Origin of the sequence: Eisenbergiella porci, assembly GCF_009696275.1 — a bacterium.
Taxonomy (GTDB): Bacteria; Bacillota; Clostridia; order Lachnospirales; family Lachnospiraceae; genus Eisenbergiella; species Eisenbergiella porci.
Window position 1 is genome coordinate 123101 of record NZ_VUMI01000002.1, and the last position, 17320, is coordinate 140420.

Below are 17320 nucleotides of genomic sequence, written 5' to 3' on the forward strand. Positions count from 1 at the left end.
GAGAAATATGGCATATAAAGTGATGGCTGCTGACGACGAAGCGATTATGCGCAAAGCAATGACAACATTGATCAACTGGGAAGATTTGGGATGTGAGCTAATCTATGTTGCATCTACAGGAACAGAGGTCATGGAGCGTTTGGAGTTACTAAAGCCGGTATTCTCATTCTGGATATTCAAATGCCGGGAAAAAACGGGATTGAAGCTGCAAAATATATCTGGGAGCAGAAGCTTAAGACAAAAGTAATTCTGCTGACAGCCTATGCGGATTTTTCTTATGCGCAGCAGGCTGTCAGATACGATGTGGTCGATTATGTAGTAAAAACCGGTGTCATGGAAGGCATTGTTGAAGCGGTCAGAAAAGCTCAGGATAAAATCAGGGAGGCTGAGGAACATCAGGTCGGAGATAATCTTTCTGCTTTGCAGGAAAATTTTTTAAAATCTGTGTTTTCAGGCTCCCTATATGAGTTAAAGGATGTTCGGGAAAACGCAGCGAGATTACAAATGGATTTCAGTTGTGGTTATCTCTTTGTTATGATTCATTTCCGCATAGAGGAAAATGCAGACTCTGAGAGGCAGAAAAAAATACATAAGAGTCTGTTAAATTTCCTGAAAATGGTATTTGGAAACAACATGAAGCAGGGTTTCCTAGTGCGAAAGAATATGCTGCTTGTTATGCTTACAGAAATACCGGAACAGGGATATCAGGAAATAATTAGAGAACAATGTCTGCAGATCATTGACATGATGGATAACTTCATGAAGATGCATGTGTCTATCGGGGTGGGAGAACGCAGCTGTGATCCGGAGGAGATACAGCGTGAGTACAAGAATGCAGAGTATGCTGTGAGAGAGAATTTTTTTGATGAAGGGTCTAGAATTGTTTTTTATAGACGGGAAGAACATAACTTGGATAAACAACTTTTGAAAGAAATAGAACTGGAACAGGGAGAACTGCATTTTCTGGTCAAAAAAGGAAATAGGGATGAAGCTTTAGAAGCATTTCGGAAACTTCTGAATCTGCAGAAACAGGCAGATGAACCTATTAACGCTATCCTCAGTACAGGTGTTAATATTAGGAATTACTGCAAAAAAATACTGTTGGAATATGACAAGAGTATCTATGATGTTACGCCATATCAAACCAGCATTTCAGAACTGATCTATCGTTGTATGCATGTCCGTGAGTACATGGAAATCATGGAAACAATTATTGGGCAGGTTTCAGAATACATTGACGCATCATCCTCCAGAAGAAGTGTACTGATTCAGGAATGTGAGAAATACATTGAAGGAAACTATGAGAAAAACATCACAGTTGCTGATATTGCGAGAGATATTGGTGTAAGTATGAGTTATCTCAGCAGAATTTTTAAGGACGAGACAGGGCAGACGATTATCTATACCTTGAGCATGAAAAAGTTGGAAAAGGCCAAAGAATATCTGAGAGAAACCGATATGAAGATTTATGAGGTTGCAGAAGCTCTGGGGTTTGAAAATATCACTTACTTCTCCAGATTTTTCAAGAAATATACGAATCTTTCGCCAAAAGAGTATAAAGAAAAATAAGTTAGATAAGGTATTTGGTGAAGGAGCTTGCCGTGTATTGAAGATAAGACCATTCGGAGGAGTTAAAGTTTTTAAAAGAAAGATGTACTCATTTGGGAATCGGGCAGACCAAAGCAAGAGAGCTGCTCGCGAATCCGGCAAATGGTTTTACGGTTCGGATTGGAAACAGGCTGTATGCTCATAAGGGGAAGCTGGATATCTGGCTGCTGAACCAGATTGGCTGAAACTAATTGAAAAAAAATAGTGTGTATGATAATATGAAGAGGATGTTTGATGCTTTCTTTCATGTGGATATGCACAGAAAGGAGGCACAAATGGGAAAATCCCTTAATGGAAAAGAGTTAGGTAGAGGCATTATGCAGAGAAAGAGTGATGGACTCTATCAGGGAAGGTTTGTAAACTGTTTCGGAAAAACGCAGACCATCTATGCAAAGACGAGATTCGTCAGAAGCTGCGGACAGAGCAGTACGAGGATGAGAAGGCACCTAACGTCATTTCCAAGGATATGACACTGGATGAATGGTATAAAATCTGGATGATTTGAGCCGTGCACCTTGAGAGCAAACGTGTAGAAAGTGTGTAGTAAGGCATTCGGACAAGAACAAAAGGCTGAAAAAGCCCGTAAATACAGGAGGTTTATTTAGAATGGAAGCATATAAGCAGGAATTTATAGATTTTATGATTGCAAGTGATGTTTTGAAGTTCGGTGATTTTACGCTCAAGAGCGGCAGAAAATCCCCGTTTTTCATGAATGCCGGCGCATATGTGACAGGAATGCAGCTCCGAAAGCTGGGGGAATACTACGCAAAGGCGATTCATGACAACTACGGGCTGGATTTTGACATCCTCTTCGGGCCCGCCTACAAGGGTATCCCGCTGTCCGTTGCCACCACAATGGCGATCAGCGAGCTGTACGGAAAGGATATCAGATACTGCTCCAACCGGAAGGAAGTAAAGGATCACGGCGATACGGGTATCCTTCTGGGAAGCAAAATGAAGGACGGCGACAGAGTGGTTATCATCGAGGATGTAACCACCTCCGGCAAATCCATCGAGGAAACCTTCCCCATCATCAAGGCCCAGGCCGATGTTGAAATCAAGGGACTGATCGTTTCCCTCAACCGCTGCGAGCGGGGAAAGGGAGAAAAGAGCGCGCTCCAGGAAATCCAGGAGCTGTACGGCTTTCCCGCAAATGCAATCGTAAGTATGGAAGAAGTGGTGGAATATCTGTATAATAAACCTCATGACGGCAAGATTATAATTGACGATGCCATGAAAGCATCAATTGATGCATATTATGCGCAGTATGGAGTGAAATAGGTTACTTAAGGGCTGCAAAACAGGAGGACAGCATATATGGATGAAAAGCTTTACAGAACCATGAAAGGCACCGGGGCGATGAATATCATTCTGGGCATCATTGCCATGGTAACAGGAATTGTCAGCGGAACTTTGCTGATTATCGGCGGCGCGAAGCTGCTGTCCGGAAAATCAAAGATTATTTTCTGATTTTGCAGGGTGTCTTTTGTGCGGCGGCCGGGAGCGGGAGGTTTTTCCCCGGCAGCAGCACGGGGCACCCTTTGACAGCTCCCGGAGCGGGTTTGTAAATTCGCTTACAGGGAAAACGGAGGAAGCAGATGGGACGTAAATATATTTTTACGAACAAGAAAGAGTCAAAAAAGGGGATCATGTCCGCAGTGCTGGGGATAATTGCCCTCGCATCCCTGTTTTTTGCCGTATATGAAACCTTCAGGAATCAGGGGCAGGCACTGGTAAAATACGGAGTGGCTGCTTTATTTGCCCTGCTTTTCGCGTTGGCCGGAGTCGTATTGGGGATCATGTCGAAAATGGAAGAGGACAGATTTTATCTTTTCTCTTATCTGGGGATCATTCTGAACCTGATGGCAATTGCGGGGATTGGATTTATTATTTATGCAGGAGTGTATGGAATATGAGTGAGAATAAAAAAGAAGCGGTGCAGGATGAAATGCTGGCGGAACGTTTTGCACTGAGCTGTGAACGAATTGCACAGATTTTGCAGGAAGAAGCCGTGGACGCCGCATTCAGGGATTATTTTAGACGCACGGCGGGTCTGATTGATCTGTTTGTACAGGAATTCCATTATATTGCGGACGGAAACCTGGATAAAGCGGGAATAGAGGAGCTCAGGGAGCATAACCGCCGGCTGTATGAGGATATCCTACCTGAAAATTATGGAAAAAGCTACACCAACCCGTCTTTTGCCGCCGCCCGCCTGGGGAAGGAATTCGGACAGATGCTCTCCTTCCTGGCTGCGGAGCTGCGCAGCCTGATCGCCTTTGCTTATGAGCAGGATGTGGAATCCATGGTGATCCGGATGGAGCTGTTTTTAGAGGTTTATCACGCCTTTGTTTCAGCGGCGGAGGAGGGCGTCAGCCCCAGGGCAGAGGAAATCAGGGATATGATTTACTGGTTTGCCAGCGACTATTCCGAAACCATGCTGGAAAAAAATATGCGCTCCACCTTCGACTGGAAGGAGGATTTCGCACTGCGCATCATTATGGACAGTGATTTGCAGGATCTGCGTTATCTTTATCGTTTCGGGGAATATGTAACGGAAAATGAGCTGCGGATGGCCCGTTATGTGAATAGCCTGCCGGAGGAAAAGATCGCGCTCATGGCGGATACCTATACGGAGGGCTACCGCATCGGCTTTGAGGTGACCGGCAAGGATATCAAGAAGAAAAAATCGGTGAATATCCGGTATTTCCTCGGCTTTGAACGGGTCGTGCGGAAAGCTGTGGAAAATTTTGCAGGGATTGGGCTTGAATCCGTAATCTACCGGGCGCCAGCCAGCTTCCTGGAGGGCAGAAAGCTGAGCAAGAACGGGTATTACGGCGCCTGCGCCAATAAACAGTTTGAATACGATCATGGATATGATCAGGCGCTGTACTATGACAAAAAATACGTGCATCATCGTCTGGAAAATTACCGAAATGCTCTGGAAAGCGTGAAGGAACTGGCGGCCGTACACGGCGGTCCTGCGGTGATTGAAGAATTCGGCGGCATTCCCTTTGAACCGGAAAGCAAGGAAGAAAATCTGCGCCTGAATGAGGAACAGCAGAAGCTGGCAGTGGAATTCCAGTCCGCGGCGGGCGCGCTGATGAATGAATATGTAAAGGGAGAAGAGCGCAGCTTTACGATTATCGCTTTCCCCGTGCCGGAAATAGGGGACAATTTCGAAGAGATTTTCGATGGTGTGCTGCGTATCAACACGCTGGATTATACCCTGTATCAGGGCATTCAGCAGAAAATCATCGACACGCTGGATAAGGCGGCATATGTCCGCATCAAAGGCTGCGGCGCCAACAGGACGGATCTGAAAGTGGTACTTCACAGGCTGGAAAACCCGGAGAAGGAAACCAACTTTGAGAACTGTGTGGCCGACGTGAATATCCCTGTGGGAGAGGTTTTCACATCCCCGGTGCTGGCGGGTACGCAAGGGAAGCTTCATGTTTCCAAGGTTTATTTGAACGGACTGAAGTATTTGAATCTGGAGATTGATTTTAAGGATGGCATGATTGCGGATTACAGCTGCACCAATTTTGACACGCCGGAGGAAAATCGGAAGTTTATCCGGGAAAACGTGCTTCACCATCATGATACGCTGCCCATGGGTGAATTTGCCATCGGTACCAACACTACGGCGTATGTATTTGCCGATAAATACGATATCGGGGATAAGCTGCCGATTCTGATTGCAGAGAAGATGGGGCCTCATTTCGCTGTGGGCGATACCTGCTATTCCCATGAGGAGGAGCTTACAACCTTCAATCCGGACGGAAAGCGCCTGATTGCCAAGGAAAATGAAGTATCAGCCCTGCGCGGTGAGGATCTGGACAAGGCTTATTTGAACTGCCATACGGATATTACGATTCCCTATGATGAGCTGGGTGAGCTTACGGCCGTAGACGGCGGCGGACAGGAATACGTGATTATCCGCGACGGCCGTTTTGTGCTGGAGGGCTGTGAAGAGCTGAACAAGGCGTTTGAAGGCGGGCTGTAAAATAACGTAATTGCCATTGTTTCTTCCCTTTCCTTGAAAATAAGGAAGCCGCCGCCGGAAGATATTTTCTGAATTTGCCCGGAACTGCAGTTGGGGCAAGGCAGCATCTGGCTATGATTTCTCCGGGTATTCTGATATTGTTCCGGATGCAGTCTAGTACAACACAAAATAAAATCTCCGTGACGGTGACTTTGAATACCTGCGTTCCCGCATTGTTAAGCACCTGGTTTGCTGGCAGAGCGGCAGGGGCTGTATCCTCCGTAAATGCGGATAGTGCGGATAACTGCTGCATGGCGGCTGACGGATCCGCAAGCAGACTGCCTACCAGGTTCTGCCGTGGGGCAAAGGGCAGCAGCATCCGGAGGGCAACGATGCACCAGATGTAGTACATCCAGTATCGGTTCAGCCTGGTCTGAACTGTGATTGGAAAAGAGGCAGAGAGGATGAAAACAACACTGAAGGGCTGCGTGGTGGAAAAATGTATCCGTATTTCCGCCCTGTTCAGCGCTTTTGAACGTATTTTTGATAAAGATTATTATTTTGGCGGGGAGACCCATGATTTCTGGGAGCTGGTCTGCGTGGTGGAAGGGGCTATCCGGGTGACGGCGGGTGAAGATATTTTTATGCTGGAGGAAGGGCAGGCGGTTCTACACAGTCCTATGGAATTTCACAGCTTCTGGTCGGAAAAGGGGACTATGCCGCATATCATTGTGGTGACCTTTGCCGCGGATGTCATGCCTGCGCTGAAGGAGCGTAGATTCCGGCTGCTGGAGAGGGAGATAGAAATGCTTTGCGGACTTCTTTCAGAGTCGGAGCGGATTTTCCGGTTTGAACAGGAGATACTTGTGCATCAGATCAATGCCGGCAGGGAAGTGGATGCCCATCTGTTCGTCAGCGGGATTGAAAATATTATCCTGTCAGCCTGTTCCAGGCGGGGAGAGGGCTTTACGGTGATTGAATCCGCCGGCGCCGGAAATTACCGCGCCATTGTCCGGGTACTGGAGGAGCATATGACGGAGCGGCTGTCTCTTCAGGAGGTGTCCCAGCTGTGCAGTATGAGTGAATCCACCATTAAGAAAACCTTTTCACGCTATGCGGGAATCGGGATGGTGGAGTATTTTAACCAGATGAAGATGCGGCAGGCGGCAAGGCTTTTAGAGGAGGGGAAAAGTGTGGGCCAGGCTGCGGAAGCGGTGGGATTCCATGATCAGAATTATTTTAGCACCGTTTTCAAACGAATCGTGGGGATGTCTCCCAGAGCCTACCTGGCGCTGCGGAGGTAGGAAAGGATGGCTTTGGCCTGTTCCGTCTGTTGTGTAAGGATAAGCCGGGAGGCTTGGGCAACAGAAAAAATATATATCTGAATTCAAAGATTTTATCCCTCAATTCCTATAGAAATATAATTTTGGATATGGTAAAAGTAGAATAAAAGGAAATAAAATAGTGACTGTGAGGGGTACTGAACAGTTACATAAAATAATAAATGGGGGATAAACCAAATGGAAAAATTAAGGATAGGAGTTATTGGACTGGGAAACAGAGGACATGGGCTGATGAAGGAGGTTATTCTTCAGATGCCGATGGTGGAGGTAACGGCAGTATGCGATGCTTACGCAGACCGTGCGGAGGAAGGGGGAAGGCTGACGCAGGAAATGTGCGGAAGGCTGCCGGCGGTAACGACGGATTACCGTGAGGTCCTGCGCAGGGAGGATGTGGATGCTGTTGTTATTTCCTGTGCATGGGAAAGCCATATCCCGGTGGCGGTGGAAGCCATGAGGGCCGGAAAAGCAGTGGGAATGGAGGTTGGCGGCGCTTATAGCGTCAAGCAGTGCTGGGATCTGGTGGATGCTTACGAACAGACAGGGACGCCGTTTATGTTCCTGGAAAACTGCTGCTACGGAAGGCGGGAGCTGATGGCGTTAAATATGGTGAAGCAGGGGCTGTTCGGGGAAGTGGTGCACTGCCGGGGCGGTTATATGCATGATCTGCGCACGGAGGTGGGGACAGGCTGTGAGATGCGTCATTACCGTCTGCGTAATTACATACACCGCAATGCGGAGAATTATCCTACGCATGAGCTGGGGCCGATTGCAAAAATTCTTGGCATCAACAGCGGAAACCGTATGCTGACATTGACCTCCATGGCTTCCAATGCGGTGGGGATGCATGCTTATGCCGCGGAGAGGAATCCGGAGAATAAGGCGTTGGTGAATACGCGTTTTGCCCAGGGAGATGTGGTGAATACTATTATCAAATGTGCGGGAGGGGAAACCATTCTGCTGACGCTGAATACAACATTGCCCCGGTTTTACAGCAGAGATTTTACGGTATGCGGTACGAAGGGGATGTATGAAGAGGAAAATGACACCGTATTTCTGGATCAGAAGTATTCAGAGGAAGATGAATTTGCCTTTAGTAAATACTGGGGGAATGCGAAGGAATATGAAAAGGAGTATGATCATCCGATTTGGAAGAGCTTCCTTAATGACGGCGTGACCGGAGGGCACGGCGGTATGGACTGGCTGGTATTCAAAGCTTTCTTTGTAAGTGTTCTGGAAAAAAGGCCCTGTCCGATAGATGTTTATGATGCGGCGGCCTGGATGAGTATTTCCGCATTAACTGAGGAATCTATTGCCCTCGGCGGGCAGCCGGTGGCAATTCCCGACTTTACAAACGGCATGTGGATGAGCCGGGAGGAAACAGCGCTGTAAAAAACAGATTCACTGAAAATACCGTCCGATTTCGGAGAGCTTCGGAATCGGACGGTGTTCTTTTCTACGGACAAAGGTGCTGCGGACGAGTAGGCGTGTCTGCCTTAACCGATGGTTTTCCAATGCTTATCAACTTTGTTCAGGACTTCACAGCCTTCTGCGGTAACAAGAACCAAATCCTCAACCCTGACGCCGAATTTGCCGGGAAGATAGACGCCCGGTTCGATGGAGAAGGTCATTCCTTCCTGCACAACTGCGGTATTGGAAAGGCTTACATCGCCTGCCTCATGATCCTGCAGGCCGATGGAGTGTCCCAGACGGTGGTTAAAATATTCGCCGTAGCCCGCCTGTGTAATGTAATCCCTTGCAGCTTTATCCAGGTCGCAGAAACGGACGCCGGGACGGATAAGGCTTTCGGCTTTTTCATTGGCCTTTCTGACAAGATCGTGGATTTTCGCATAATCGGGATCTGCTTCCTGGCAGAAAAAGGTCCGTGTCATATCGGAACAGTAGCTGTCCTTGCGGCAGCCCATATCGATCACGATGCAATCACCCGGTTTTAAAACAGTATCATCAGGCTCATGGTGGGGATCCGCGGCGTTGGCCCCGAAAGAAAGAATGGTGTTGAAACCTTCTTCGACGCCTTCCGCCTGATAAAGAGAACGGACGTAATCAGCGCATTCTTTTTCCGTCATGCCCGCTTTTACGAAAGCGGCGGCTTTTTCCATACAGGCGTCATTGATCCGGGAGGATTCCCGCATTTTTTCTTTTTCATATTCATCCTTGATGGAACGGACGTTGTCCACACAGGAGGAGGCATTGACATAACGTACTTCGGGATTGCGTTCCATCAGATCAAGAAGGAAGCGTGCAGGCCAGCTTTTGTCTATGCCCATATCAGCTTTTGCGTCCACTGCAGCCGCTACGGTTCCGATACAGTCGTCTGTATCTGTCATCCATATTTTTTCCACATCAATTTCAGGGATGACGAAAAGCTTGTTCAGGAAGAATTTATGCTTCCCATCTGTTCTGAGATACAGCGCATAGAGTCTTTCGTAAGGTTCAATCCAGACACCGGTAAGATACCAGATGCTTAAAGGATCGCTTACGATCATCTGTGTCAGCCCTTTCTTTTCCATTTCGGCGCATACCCGGCCAAGGCGATCCAAATAAAGTTGATTCATTTTTGCTCCTGTCTGCGCGTTTCGGCGCTTATGTTTTGTAATTTTATTCATGCTGAAAAAAACGTCCGGGAGAGCTTTTTCCGGCCTTCCCGATAGCCAGGGGAGACGGCATGCGGCTTTAACCGCATAAGACTTTGGGGATAGGGAGAGTTAAGCTTCATATACCTGTAAGGAAGTGAAAAGCTTCTGCTCCCTATTTATTATAGATAGATTACGGAAAAAAGAAAATAGGCGGGGCGCTTTTTTTAGAAAGATTGCCGCTTTTCGGTAACGGTTCAGCGCCATCTGCAATGTTACGCTTTTTGAAACAACTGTTTTATAAAAGGTTTGCATGCAAAAGAGAAGACTGTATAATGAAGGTAGCATGGAAGCCCTGAAGGACCTGAGCCGTTTTGCGGCATAGCACCAAACGGCAGTGGGAAGCAGTGCGGCATATGGAAATGAGATATGCCGGAAGGGGAAAAGCAGATCATGCAGCGCCGGGATATCCGACAGCCGGTATGAAGCAGCTTCTCGGTTTTCTTCATGAAAAGGGAATCCGAACCGCGGTGGTCAGCAATATGATGAAGAATTCGGAAACGCTGACACTTCGGATTAACAGATTCTTTCCGGAGAACCATTTCGAGTTTATTATGACCTCCTGCGATTATCTGTTTAAAAAGCCCCATCCCAGGATTTTTAAGATGGCCTGTGCGAAAGCAAAGCTTTCTGCAGAAAAAATCTGGTACTGCGGAGATAATCTGATTTGTGATGTGAAGGGCTCTTACCAGGCGGGTATGAGTCCTGTGTGGTATGGCGCCTGCGCAAAGGCAAACCAGACGCTTGCTGAAGATATTCCTTATTTGACGGTTATGGACTGGAAGGAACTGATTCAGAAAATAGACCGGCTTATTGCAAAAGAGGAACGGTAACTTAATAACAGGAATAAGCAGAAGGCAGAGAGGATAAACATATGGATAAAAAGAAAATAACAGCGATAGTAATCGCAGGCGCCATCCTGCTTTTTATCATCGCTGTGGTTCTTTTTCTGATAATGTCCAAAAAACAGGATCAGTACATCCAAATCAGCGGCCGTACGCAGACGGAAGAGGGCGGCGTGAGCGTGCATTATCTGGAAGAAAACAGCACAGGGAAGAGCTGGGAGAAAAACAGGACCTATTCCTTTGAGGCACAGGACGGATACAGCGAGCTGACCATGTTTCTTTCCATTGACGGACAGGATACGGAGATAGACCTGCTGCGCTACTTGCCTTCTTCGAAGTAGGAAGCACAACAGATTGAGGAAGAAACACAGGAACTGAAGGGTAAGAATGTCCTGGTATTTCTGATGATTTTTTTCATTATACCAATTGATAGGATAATTAAGCTGTCACGGCAGAAAATCGGGGGAGAGTTTGGTGCAGTCATGACAGGATAAATCTGAGTAAAAATACATTTATAATCCTTGCAAAAAAATGTTTTTTTGAAATACCATATAAAAGTTGATAAAGGGAAAGAATTAGTGATATACTTAAGGCAGTAAGAAAAGGAGGTGAAAAGGATGCTTTGTCAGTTTTCATTTCAGAATTTTAAATCATATAGAGAGGAAACCACATTTGACTTCCAGGCTTCTTCTGTTCCGGAGTTTGCAGATAGCCTTATAACAAAAGATAAGTGCAGCAGTCTTTTGCCTGTAAGTGCTGTTTATGGTCCTAATGGAGGCGGCAAGTCAAATTTACTGCTGGCATTGGCCAGTTTGATTTCCACCGTTGTAAAACCGATCCATGATCTGGAGAAGAACCGGAAGCCGCTGATCATGCAGCAGAGGGTGGCGGCAGAACCTTTTTTATTTGATCCGGTATCAGCAGAAAAACCCACAGAGTTTCGGATATTCTTCCGAACAGAGGAATATGAATACCGTTATTATCTGGCTGTTTTACAGGATGAAATATCTGCAGAAACCCTGGACAGAAAGAAAATCGGCGGAAAAAAGCCTGCTCATATTTTTTATCGTGAAGGTGAAGAAATCAGCCTCGGAACAATTTTAAAGAAGGAAAATGTGAATACCAGTATCAATGCCAAGATGCCGTTTATATCGTTCCTTGCCATCAATTATAATATCCCGGTAATTGCAGAGGTGCAGGAGTGGTTTGAATCTTGTATTATTCGCAGTTATGCTAATCCTATGGCTGAAATGCAGATTATGGTATCAGATGATGCTGAAATAAAGAAAAGTATCCTTTTGCTCTTAAATGATTTGGGAATCGATGTGGACGATTACAGATATGATGAAAAGGAAAAGCAGCTATTTCTGAAGCGCAGGATCGGGGAAGCTGATTATGAACTGCCGTTCAGTCACGAATCGGACGGAACGAAGAAGCTGATTGCCATCCTACCGGTCCTCCTGGTTGCGCTGCAGGAAGGAAGATTGGTTATCATAGATGAACTTGATGCGAAGCTGCATCCAAAACTTCTCAGATATGTAATTTCTATGTTTCAGAATCGAAAAATTAACAGGTATGGGGCGCAGCTTTTATTTACATCCCATGATATGGCTACCATGAAGAATACGGTATTTCGCAGAGATGAAATATGGTTTGCGGCATTAAATGATTGTCATAGCAGTGAAATTTATTCTCTTTATGAAATTCGCAGAGAAGATAATGAAAGGGTAAATAGTACAGCTGCATTTGATAAACAGTATCTGGAAGGAAGATATGGCGCGGATCCGTATCTGCAAAGTATGCTGAGCGGAGGCGATTGGAAATGAGTCTGAAGCCTCTAAAGAAAAGTGATTTAAACAAATCATGGATGAAGCCGAAGCCTGACAGAGGAATGAAAATCCAGCCGGAATATCATTTGATTGTATCGGAAGGAACTGATACGGAGCCTGCATATTTTGAGGCAATCGCTGATATTATCAACAGCCAGTATCGAAAAAGAATACAGCTTGAAGTTGCAGGAGAAGGCGATAATACAATTAATTTGTTTTGGAAAGCAAAGCAGAGAGTGTTGGATAATGCCAACGGATATCGTCATGTTTGGGTAGTTTACGATACGGATGATTTTCCTGCGGGGCATTTTGCTACATTAAACAACTAAGACAAACGAAAGCAACATAAAAGAAACGGCCTGACCAAAAGTAAAGGGGACTTTTGGCCAGGCCGTTTTCATGACCGAAAGCGAAGCGATCCGCCCTCAGGTAATGAACTTTGATGGTAACTGTTCCGTAGGCCGGTACATTTGCTGTGCCGTCCATAAGAAAGTGCTTCAAGAGCGCTCTGATTTTACTGTACGGCCTTATCCTTCATAAAGCTGTACTGGGACATAAACAGGTTATAGTAAGGTCCTTTGTTCAGCAGCAATTCTTCATGGCTTCCGCTTTCCTGAATCTTGCCTTTATCCACATACAGGATGCGCGTACAGTTCTGGATGGTGGAAAGACGGTGGGCGATGATGAAGGAGGTACGTCCTTTCAGCAGCTCATTCAGGCCTTTCTGCAGGATAATTTCCGTTTCAGTATCTATGCTGGAGGTCGCTTCGTCCAGAATCAGTATTTTCGGGTCGGCCAGCAGTGCGCGGGCAAAGGAAATCAGCTGGCGCTGTCCTGCGGAAAGCCGGCTTCCGCGTTCATTTACCTGGGTATAATAGCCGTCCTCCATCTGCATGATGAAGTCATGGGCGCATACGGTTTTCGCAGCCAGGATTACTTCATCGTCCGTAGCCGTCCGGTTGCCGTAGCGGATGTTATCCATAATCGTTCCGGAGAAAATGAAGCTGTCCTGCATCATGACGCCCATCTGCGTGCGCAGGGAATGCAGCGTCACCTTGGAGATATCCGTGTCATCAATATAAACCGTTCCGCTGCCGATATTGTAGAAGCGGCTCAGCAGGTTGACAATGGTGGTTTTTCCCGCGCCCGTAGGTCCTACGATAGCGAAGGATTCGCCAGGCATGGCCGTGAAGCTCACGTCATCCAGTGTTTTTATGCCCTCCTCGTAGGAGAAGGATACATGGTCAAAGGTAACTTTGCCGATGATAGGCGGCATTTCCACTGCGCCGGGGGCGTCCTTGACAGCGACAGGCTCGTCAATGGTTTCAAAAATACGTTCCAGATAGGAAATGGCCGTTAACAGGGAGTTATAAAAGTTTGCCAGTGTGGTGATGGGAGACCAGAAACGGCTGATATAGCCGGTAAAGGCAACCAGTACACCTACGGAAGCCGTTCCGCCGCTCATGGCCATATCCACGATTGCCACATACAGAAACGCCGTGGTCACTGCGGAAATAACGTCAACGGTAGGCCCCATCATAAAGTTAAAGCGGACCGCGCGCATCCAGGACTGGCGGTAGCCGTCGCTGAGGCGGTTGAAAATTCCGCTGTTTTCTTTTTCGCGGACAAAGGACTGGGTCACCCGGATGCCGTTGATGCTTTCTGCAATATAAGCATTCAGGTTGGACTGCTTGTTGCTCTGTATCTGCCACGCGCGGTGCTGCTTTTTCTTGATGAGGCTGGCAAACAGCGCCAGTACAGGAAGGCCGCACATACACATCAGTGTCAGCTTCACGTTGATGGAGAGCATGAAAAAGATGATGAAAATCAGGCTGCACAGGTCCGTTATTGTATTCAGCAGACCGTTGGAAAGCAGGTCACTTAAATTATTTACATAGTTTACGACCCGGACCTGGATTTTTCCGTGGGGCCTGTCGTCATAGTAGGAGAAGGGAAGCTCCTGCAGGTGGCAGAAGATATCGGTTCTCAGCTGATGGATGACGGACTGGCCCACCCGGTTGGTAATTTTTATTTTGGCCTTCAGGGAGAACACGGAATACAGGATGATCAGCAGCGTGTAAAAACTGATTCGCAGCAGTCCCTTAACATCCCCCTGGGGAATAATGTCATTCATCACCGTCATGAAAAAACGGGGAATGAGCATGGTAAGCGCACTTGCGGAGAGCATGAGAAAGGCCGCCAGGGCCATATCCTTTTTAAAGGGAAGGACATAATGGCCGAGCCTTTTGAGCTGCCCTAAGTCAAAATGGTCTTCCATGACTTCGTCGATATCGTATCTGTTGCGTGCCATTTTAACGTCCCTCCTTTGCCGGTGTGTGATACTGGTGCTCGAAAACCCGGGCATAATAGCCGTTGTTTGCAAGCAGTTCATCGTGTGTTCCCCGTTCCGCGATACGGCCGTGATCCAGAACCAGAATCTGATCCGCATCCTTCAGGGAAGAAATACGATAGGCAATAATGAAAATTGTATGGTTGCCCTCCAGGTTTTTCAACTGCGTCTGTATGTAGGATTCCGTTTCCATATCCACTGCGGAGGTGGTGTCGTCCAGAATCAGTATGGCAGGGTCCTTAAGCAGAGCGCGGGCCAGGGAAATACGCTGCTTCTGACCGCCGGAAAGACCGACGCCGCGTTCCCCCACAATGGTGTCGTAGCCGTCCGGCATAGCCTGGATAAAATGGTTGGCATCCGCGGCAATGGCCGCTTTTTTTACCTTCTCAAAAGGACAGTCGGGCCGGCCGTAGGCGATGTTTCCCTCAATGGTATCGGAGAAGAGGAATACATCCTGCATGGCCATACCGATATTGTCCCGCAGATCGTATAAATCCATGTCCTTTACGTTGACGCCGTCCACCAGCACCTCGCCCTCCGTTGCGTCATAGAAACGGCAGAGCAGGTTCATGATGGTGGATTTCCCCGCGCCGGTAGGACCAAGGATACCGATGGTCTGGTTGGGCTTCACAGAAAAGCTTACATTCTGGATAATATCCTCGCCCTCGGCCTGATAGGATACATTGCGGAATTCAATGCTTCCCTTCAGATGTTTTTTGGTAATGGCATTTTCCGGCTTGCAGATATGAGGATCCTCGGAAAATGTGGTATGTATTTTTTCCACGGAGGTGACGAAGCGCTGTACGTCGTTGACGAACCAGCCCGCCATACGCATGGGCATATTGAGCATCCACAGGTAGCCGTTTACGGTTACCAGGCTGCCCAGGGTTACCTCGCCCCGAATGGCCATGATGCCGCCGTAAAGCATGAGGACAACGGTAAGTATGTTGGAAAAGAATTCAAAAACAGGCACATATTTGGACCAGATTGCCGCACAGTCCAGCTCCGCTTTTTTGTAGCCGTCGTTTTCGACTTCGAATTTTTCGGTTTCGTAATCTTCCTTGGCAAAAGCCTTTACCACCCGGTTGCCGCTGATATTTTCCTGGACGAAGGCGTTCAGGCTGGAAAAATGGGTACGGATGTTATGGAAGGCCGGTTTTACCTGCTTGAACTGGCAGAGCGTGAGCACCAGCGTAAAAGGCAGGATGCAGAGCATGCACAGCGCCAGCTTCGTATTGATGGTGAAAATCATGACCAACGCGAAGCAAAAATACAGGATATTTTCATAAATAGATGAGATGACGTTTGCCACGAAATGGCGGATGGCGTCCATATCACCTGTCTGTCTGCTCATCAGGTCGCCGGTGCGGTTGCGGTTATAGAAGTCAAAGTCTTCCATCAGGAGCTTTCTGTAAACCGCATCCCTCATTTTGTACAGCACACCCTGGGAACAGATTTCGAAGTTATAGGGAACCAGGAAGCGGAGAACGCTTCGTACGGCCGTCACCAGCAGAAGTATGGCCACAAGCACAGGCAGCTTGTGATACTGTCCGCCGCTGATAACGTCGTCCACGACCTTACCGCTGACGATAGGATTAATGATGGCGAGTCCTGCCAGAAATGTTACGAGAAACAATCCCAGAAAGAGCCGCTTTCGATAGGGCTTGATAAAGGAATAGAACCATTTCATTGGTGTCATAGGATAATCCCCTCCCGGATGATTAAAAAAAATTACAGTTGCCGCATTCCCTTTTTTGTGGAATGAAGTACCTTTTTATATTAGGTGATCGGGAGAAAAATAAAATGTATTTTCTTGTTTTGTTTTTGTATTATTTTGTTCCGGCACAGATAATGCTATACTTGTATTATTCCTGCATAAATATAGAAAAAGCTGCCGGACAAAAAAGACGGCCTGCAGTTTGGGGAAGGGAAGCGGCGGCAGGCCAGATATGGTAATAATGCTCTGATTTGCCGTCAGGCAGCTTTTTGCCATGGATGCGCTGTCTGAGCCGGGGAAATTTACAACGATCCGCCTGACCTTTCCTAAAAGCGGGCATCTCACGGTGTAGGACGGTGCTGTTGTAATCCCCGCTGCCTGTAAATTTTCAGTCAGCATATGTTGGATGTAAGCGGCTGACGGTATCCTGTAACTGTTCAGATGACCGGCTGTTACGGTATCTTACAGATTTGTCACATAAGATCAGGAAACATGTATACAAGAAAGAGGCGCCTCCCGGTACAATGGGGTTGGATTCAGGCAGCAGGAGCTTTTGCAGGACTGCCGGTCCAAAATATTATGGAGGCGTCCATTATGGAGCGTGTATACAGACAGGGACGGAAAAGGGGCGGATTATCCAGGTGGGGCGCTTCCGGTTCCGGGAAAACCACGCTGCTCAACTGTCTCTCCACCATTGATTCTGTGAGCGCCGGGCATATTATGCTGGATGGAAAGGATATTACAAAGCTGCGGGAGGAGGAGCTTGCCGCGTTCCGGCGGGATAACCTGGGCTTTGTATTTCAGGAGTATAACCTGCTGGATACGCTTACTCTGGAAGAAAATATGGCGCTGCCCCTGACGATTCAGGGACTGGGGCCGGAGGAAATTGGGTTGCGGGTCAGGAAGATTGCAGATAAGCTGCAGATTGGCGATGTGCTGGGAAAATTCCCCTTTCAGAGGGCTGTCTAACCGGACCATTGCAGGTTTATTTT

General features: G+C 47.3%; 18 protein-coding genes and 1 pseudogene. 16 read left to right on the forward strand and 3 right to left on the reverse strand.

The window, feature by feature from the left end; translation table 11 throughout:
- The first annotated feature begins 7 nt into the window (after window positions 1-7).
- The 11 genes from FYJ45_RS30245 to FYJ45_RS01745 all read left to right on the forward strand — a co-directional run bounded on the left by FYJ45_RS30245 (window position 8) and on the right by FYJ45_RS01745 (window position 8325).
- Window positions 8-247, forward strand: coding sequence for a response regulator (locus tag FYJ45_RS30245; protein ID WP_235930496.1), 240 nt, complete (start codon window positions 8-10; stop codon window positions 245-247).
- Window positions 181-1569 (forward strand): helix-turn-helix domain-containing protein, encoded by a 1389-nt coding sequence (locus FYJ45_RS01705; RefSeq protein ID WP_235930497.1) that lies wholly within the window; start codon window positions 181-183, stop codon window positions 1567-1569. Before FYJ45_RS30245 ends, FYJ45_RS01705 begins: the two co-directional genes overlap by 67 nt.
- 92 nt (window positions 1570-1661) lie before the next feature.
- Entirely contained in the window at window positions 1662-1793 is a 132-nt protein-coding gene (locus tag FYJ45_RS01710; RefSeq protein ID WP_154463173.1) for a molybdate-binding protein, read from the forward strand.
- Between the two features lie 90 nt (window positions 1794-1883).
- The gene (locus FYJ45_RS01715; RefSeq protein WP_330588486.1) at window positions 1884-2078 is read left to right on the forward strand and encodes a hypothetical protein; all 195 of its coding nucleotides are present in this window, start codon (window positions 1884-1886) and stop codon (window positions 2076-2078) included.
- A gap of 136 nt (window positions 2079-2214) precedes the next feature.
- Window positions 2215-2889, forward strand: coding sequence for an orotate phosphoribosyltransferase (gene pyrE, locus FYJ45_RS01720; protein WP_154463174.1), 675 nt, complete (start codon window positions 2215-2217; stop codon window positions 2887-2889).
- A 36-nt stretch (window positions 2890-2925) separates the two neighbouring features.
- Window positions 2926-3078, forward strand: coding sequence for a hypothetical protein (locus FYJ45_RS29365; protein ID WP_195841605.1), 153 nt, complete (start codon window positions 2926-2928; stop codon window positions 3076-3078).
- A 128-nt stretch (window positions 3079-3206) separates the two neighbouring features.
- Window positions 3207-3524, forward strand: a complete 318-nt coding sequence (locus tag FYJ45_RS01725; RefSeq protein ID WP_154463175.1) for a DUF6142 family protein — start codon at window positions 3207-3209, stop codon at window positions 3522-3524.
- The gene (locus FYJ45_RS01730; protein ID WP_235930498.1) at window positions 3521-5614 is read left to right on the forward strand and encodes an aminopeptidase; all 2094 of its coding nucleotides are present in this window, start codon (window positions 3521-3523) and stop codon (window positions 5612-5614) included. Before FYJ45_RS01725 ends, FYJ45_RS01730 begins: the two co-directional genes overlap by 4 nt.
- A 113-nt stretch (window positions 5615-5727) precedes the next feature.
- Window positions 5728-6000, forward strand: coding sequence for a hypothetical protein (locus FYJ45_RS01735; RefSeq protein WP_154463176.1), 273 nt, complete (start codon window positions 5728-5730; stop codon window positions 5998-6000).
- Window positions 6001-6057: 57 nt separating this feature from the next.
- A complete protein-coding gene (locus FYJ45_RS01740) occupies window positions 6058-6897 on the forward strand; it encodes a helix-turn-helix transcriptional regulator (RefSeq protein ID WP_154463177.1) in 840 nt (279 codons plus the stop codon).
- Between the two features lie 216 nt (window positions 6898-7113).
- Window positions 7114-8325: a Gfo/Idh/MocA family protein gene (locus FYJ45_RS01745; protein ID WP_154463178.1), complete on the forward strand. Its 1212-nt coding sequence runs from the start codon at window positions 7114-7116 to the stop codon at window positions 8323-8325.
- A 104-nt stretch (window positions 8326-8429) separates the two neighbouring features.
- On the opposite strand, the gene FYJ45_RS01750 is transcribed toward FYJ45_RS01745, so the two are convergent.
- The gene (locus FYJ45_RS01750; protein WP_154463179.1) at window positions 8430-9509 is read right to left on the reverse strand and encodes a M24 family metallopeptidase; all 1080 of its coding nucleotides are present in this window, start codon (window positions 9507-9509) and stop codon (window positions 8430-8432) included.
- 434 nt (window positions 9510-9943) lie between these two features.
- On the opposite strand from FYJ45_RS01750, the gene FYJ45_RS01755 reads away from it, so the two are divergent.
- The 4 genes from FYJ45_RS01755 (at window position 9944) to FYJ45_RS01770 (ending at window position 12590) form a co-directional block, all read left to right on the forward strand.
- Entirely contained in the window at window positions 9944-10420 is a 477-nt protein-coding gene (locus FYJ45_RS01755) for an HAD family hydrolase (RefSeq protein ID WP_154463180.1), read from the forward strand.
- A 41-nt stretch (window positions 10421-10461) separates the two neighbouring features.
- On the forward strand, window positions 10462-10773 hold the full coding sequence (locus FYJ45_RS01760) for a hypothetical protein (protein WP_154463181.1): 312 nt from the start codon (window positions 10462-10464) through the stop codon (window positions 10771-10773).
- 276 nt (window positions 10774-11049) lie between these two features.
- Window positions 11050-12258: an AAA family ATPase gene (locus tag FYJ45_RS01765; protein ID WP_154463182.1), complete on the forward strand. Its 1209-nt coding sequence runs from the start codon at window positions 11050-11052 to the stop codon at window positions 12256-12258.
- Window positions 12255-12590: an RloB family protein gene (locus tag FYJ45_RS01770; protein ID WP_320620403.1), complete on the forward strand. Its 336-nt coding sequence runs from the start codon at window positions 12255-12257 to the stop codon at window positions 12588-12590. The genes FYJ45_RS01765 and FYJ45_RS01770 overlap by 4 nt, the downstream gene beginning before the upstream one ends.
- A 185-nt stretch (window positions 12591-12775) precedes the next feature.
- Here the strand turns inward: FYJ45_RS01770 and FYJ45_RS01775 are convergent, their stop codons facing one another.
- Window positions 12776-14572: an ABC transporter ATP-binding protein gene (locus FYJ45_RS01775; RefSeq protein WP_117544065.1), complete on the reverse strand. Its 1797-nt coding sequence runs from the start codon at window positions 14570-14572 to the stop codon at window positions 12776-12778.
- Between the two features lies 1 nt (window position 14573).
- The gene (locus FYJ45_RS01780; protein WP_154463183.1) at window positions 14574-16310 is read right to left on the reverse strand and encodes an ABC transporter ATP-binding protein; all 1737 of its coding nucleotides are present in this window, start codon (window positions 16308-16310) and stop codon (window positions 14574-14576) included.
- A 663-nt stretch (window positions 16311-16973) separates the two neighbouring features.
- Between FYJ45_RS01780 and FYJ45_RS01785 the strand changes: the two are divergent.
- Window positions 16974-17285 (forward strand): annotated as a pseudogene (locus tag FYJ45_RS01785) (ATP-binding cassette domain-containing protein); the annotation flags it as partial.
- Between the last annotated feature and the right edge of the window lie 35 nt (window positions 17286-17320).

Bases quoted from the DNA above. Each gene is read 5' to 3' on its own strand.
- FYJ45_RS01705 (WP_235930497.1), top strand. From the start codon at position 181: ATGCCGGGAAAAAACGGGATTGAAGCTGCAAAATATATCTGGGAGCAG.
- FYJ45_RS01725 (WP_154463175.1), top strand. From the start codon at position 3,207: ATGGGACGTAAATATATTTTTACGAACAAGAAAGAGTCAAAAAAGGGG.
- FYJ45_RS01765 (WP_154463182.1), top strand. From the start codon at position 11,050: ATGCTTTGTCAGTTTTCATTTCAGAATTTTAAATCATATAGAGAGGAA.
- FYJ45_RS01740 (WP_154463177.1), top strand. From the start codon at position 6,058: ATGAAAACAACACTGAAGGGCTGCGTGGTGGAAAAATGTATCCGTATT.
- FYJ45_RS01770 (WP_320620403.1), top strand. From the start codon at position 12,255: ATGAGTCTGAAGCCTCTAAAGAAAAGTGATTTAAACAAATCATGGATG.
- pyrE (WP_154463174.1), top strand. From the start codon at position 2,215: ATGGAAGCATATAAGCAGGAATTTATAGATTTTATGATTGCAAGTGAT.
- FYJ45_RS01735 (WP_154463176.1), top strand. From the start codon at position 5,728: ATGATTTCTCCGGGTATTCTGATATTGTTCCGGATGCAGTCTAGTACA.
- FYJ45_RS01780 (WP_154463183.1), bottom strand. From the start codon at position 16,310: ATGACACCAATGAAATGGTTCTATTCCTTTATCAAGCCCTATCGAAAG.
- FYJ45_RS01775 (WP_117544065.1), bottom strand. From the start codon at position 14,572: ATGGCACGCAACAGATACGATATCGACGAAGTCATGGAAGACCATTTT.
- FYJ45_RS01715 (WP_330588486.1), top strand. From the start codon at position 1,884: ATGGGAAAATCCCTTAATGGAAAAGAGTTAGGTAGAGGCATTATGCAG.
- FYJ45_RS01730 (WP_235930498.1), top strand. From the start codon at position 3,521: ATGAGTGAGAATAAAAAAGAAGCGGTGCAGGATGAAATGCTGGCGGAA.
- FYJ45_RS01760 (WP_154463181.1), top strand. From the start codon at position 10,462: ATGGATAAAAAGAAAATAACAGCGATAGTAATCGCAGGCGCCATCCTG.
- FYJ45_RS01750 (WP_154463179.1), bottom strand. From the start codon at position 9,509: ATGAATCAACTTTATTTGGATCGCCTTGGCCGGGTATGCGCCGAAATG.
- FYJ45_RS01755 (WP_154463180.1), top strand. From the start codon at position 9,944: ATGGAAATGAGATATGCCGGAAGGGGAAAAGCAGATCATGCAGCGCCG.
- FYJ45_RS30245 (WP_235930496.1), top strand. From the start codon at position 8: ATGGCATATAAAGTGATGGCTGCTGACGACGAAGCGATTATGCGCAAA.
- FYJ45_RS29365 (WP_195841605.1), top strand. From the start codon at position 2,926: ATGGATGAAAAGCTTTACAGAACCATGAAAGGCACCGGGGCGATGAAT.
- FYJ45_RS01745 (WP_154463178.1), top strand. From the start codon at position 7,114: ATGGAAAAATTAAGGATAGGAGTTATTGGACTGGGAAACAGAGGACAT.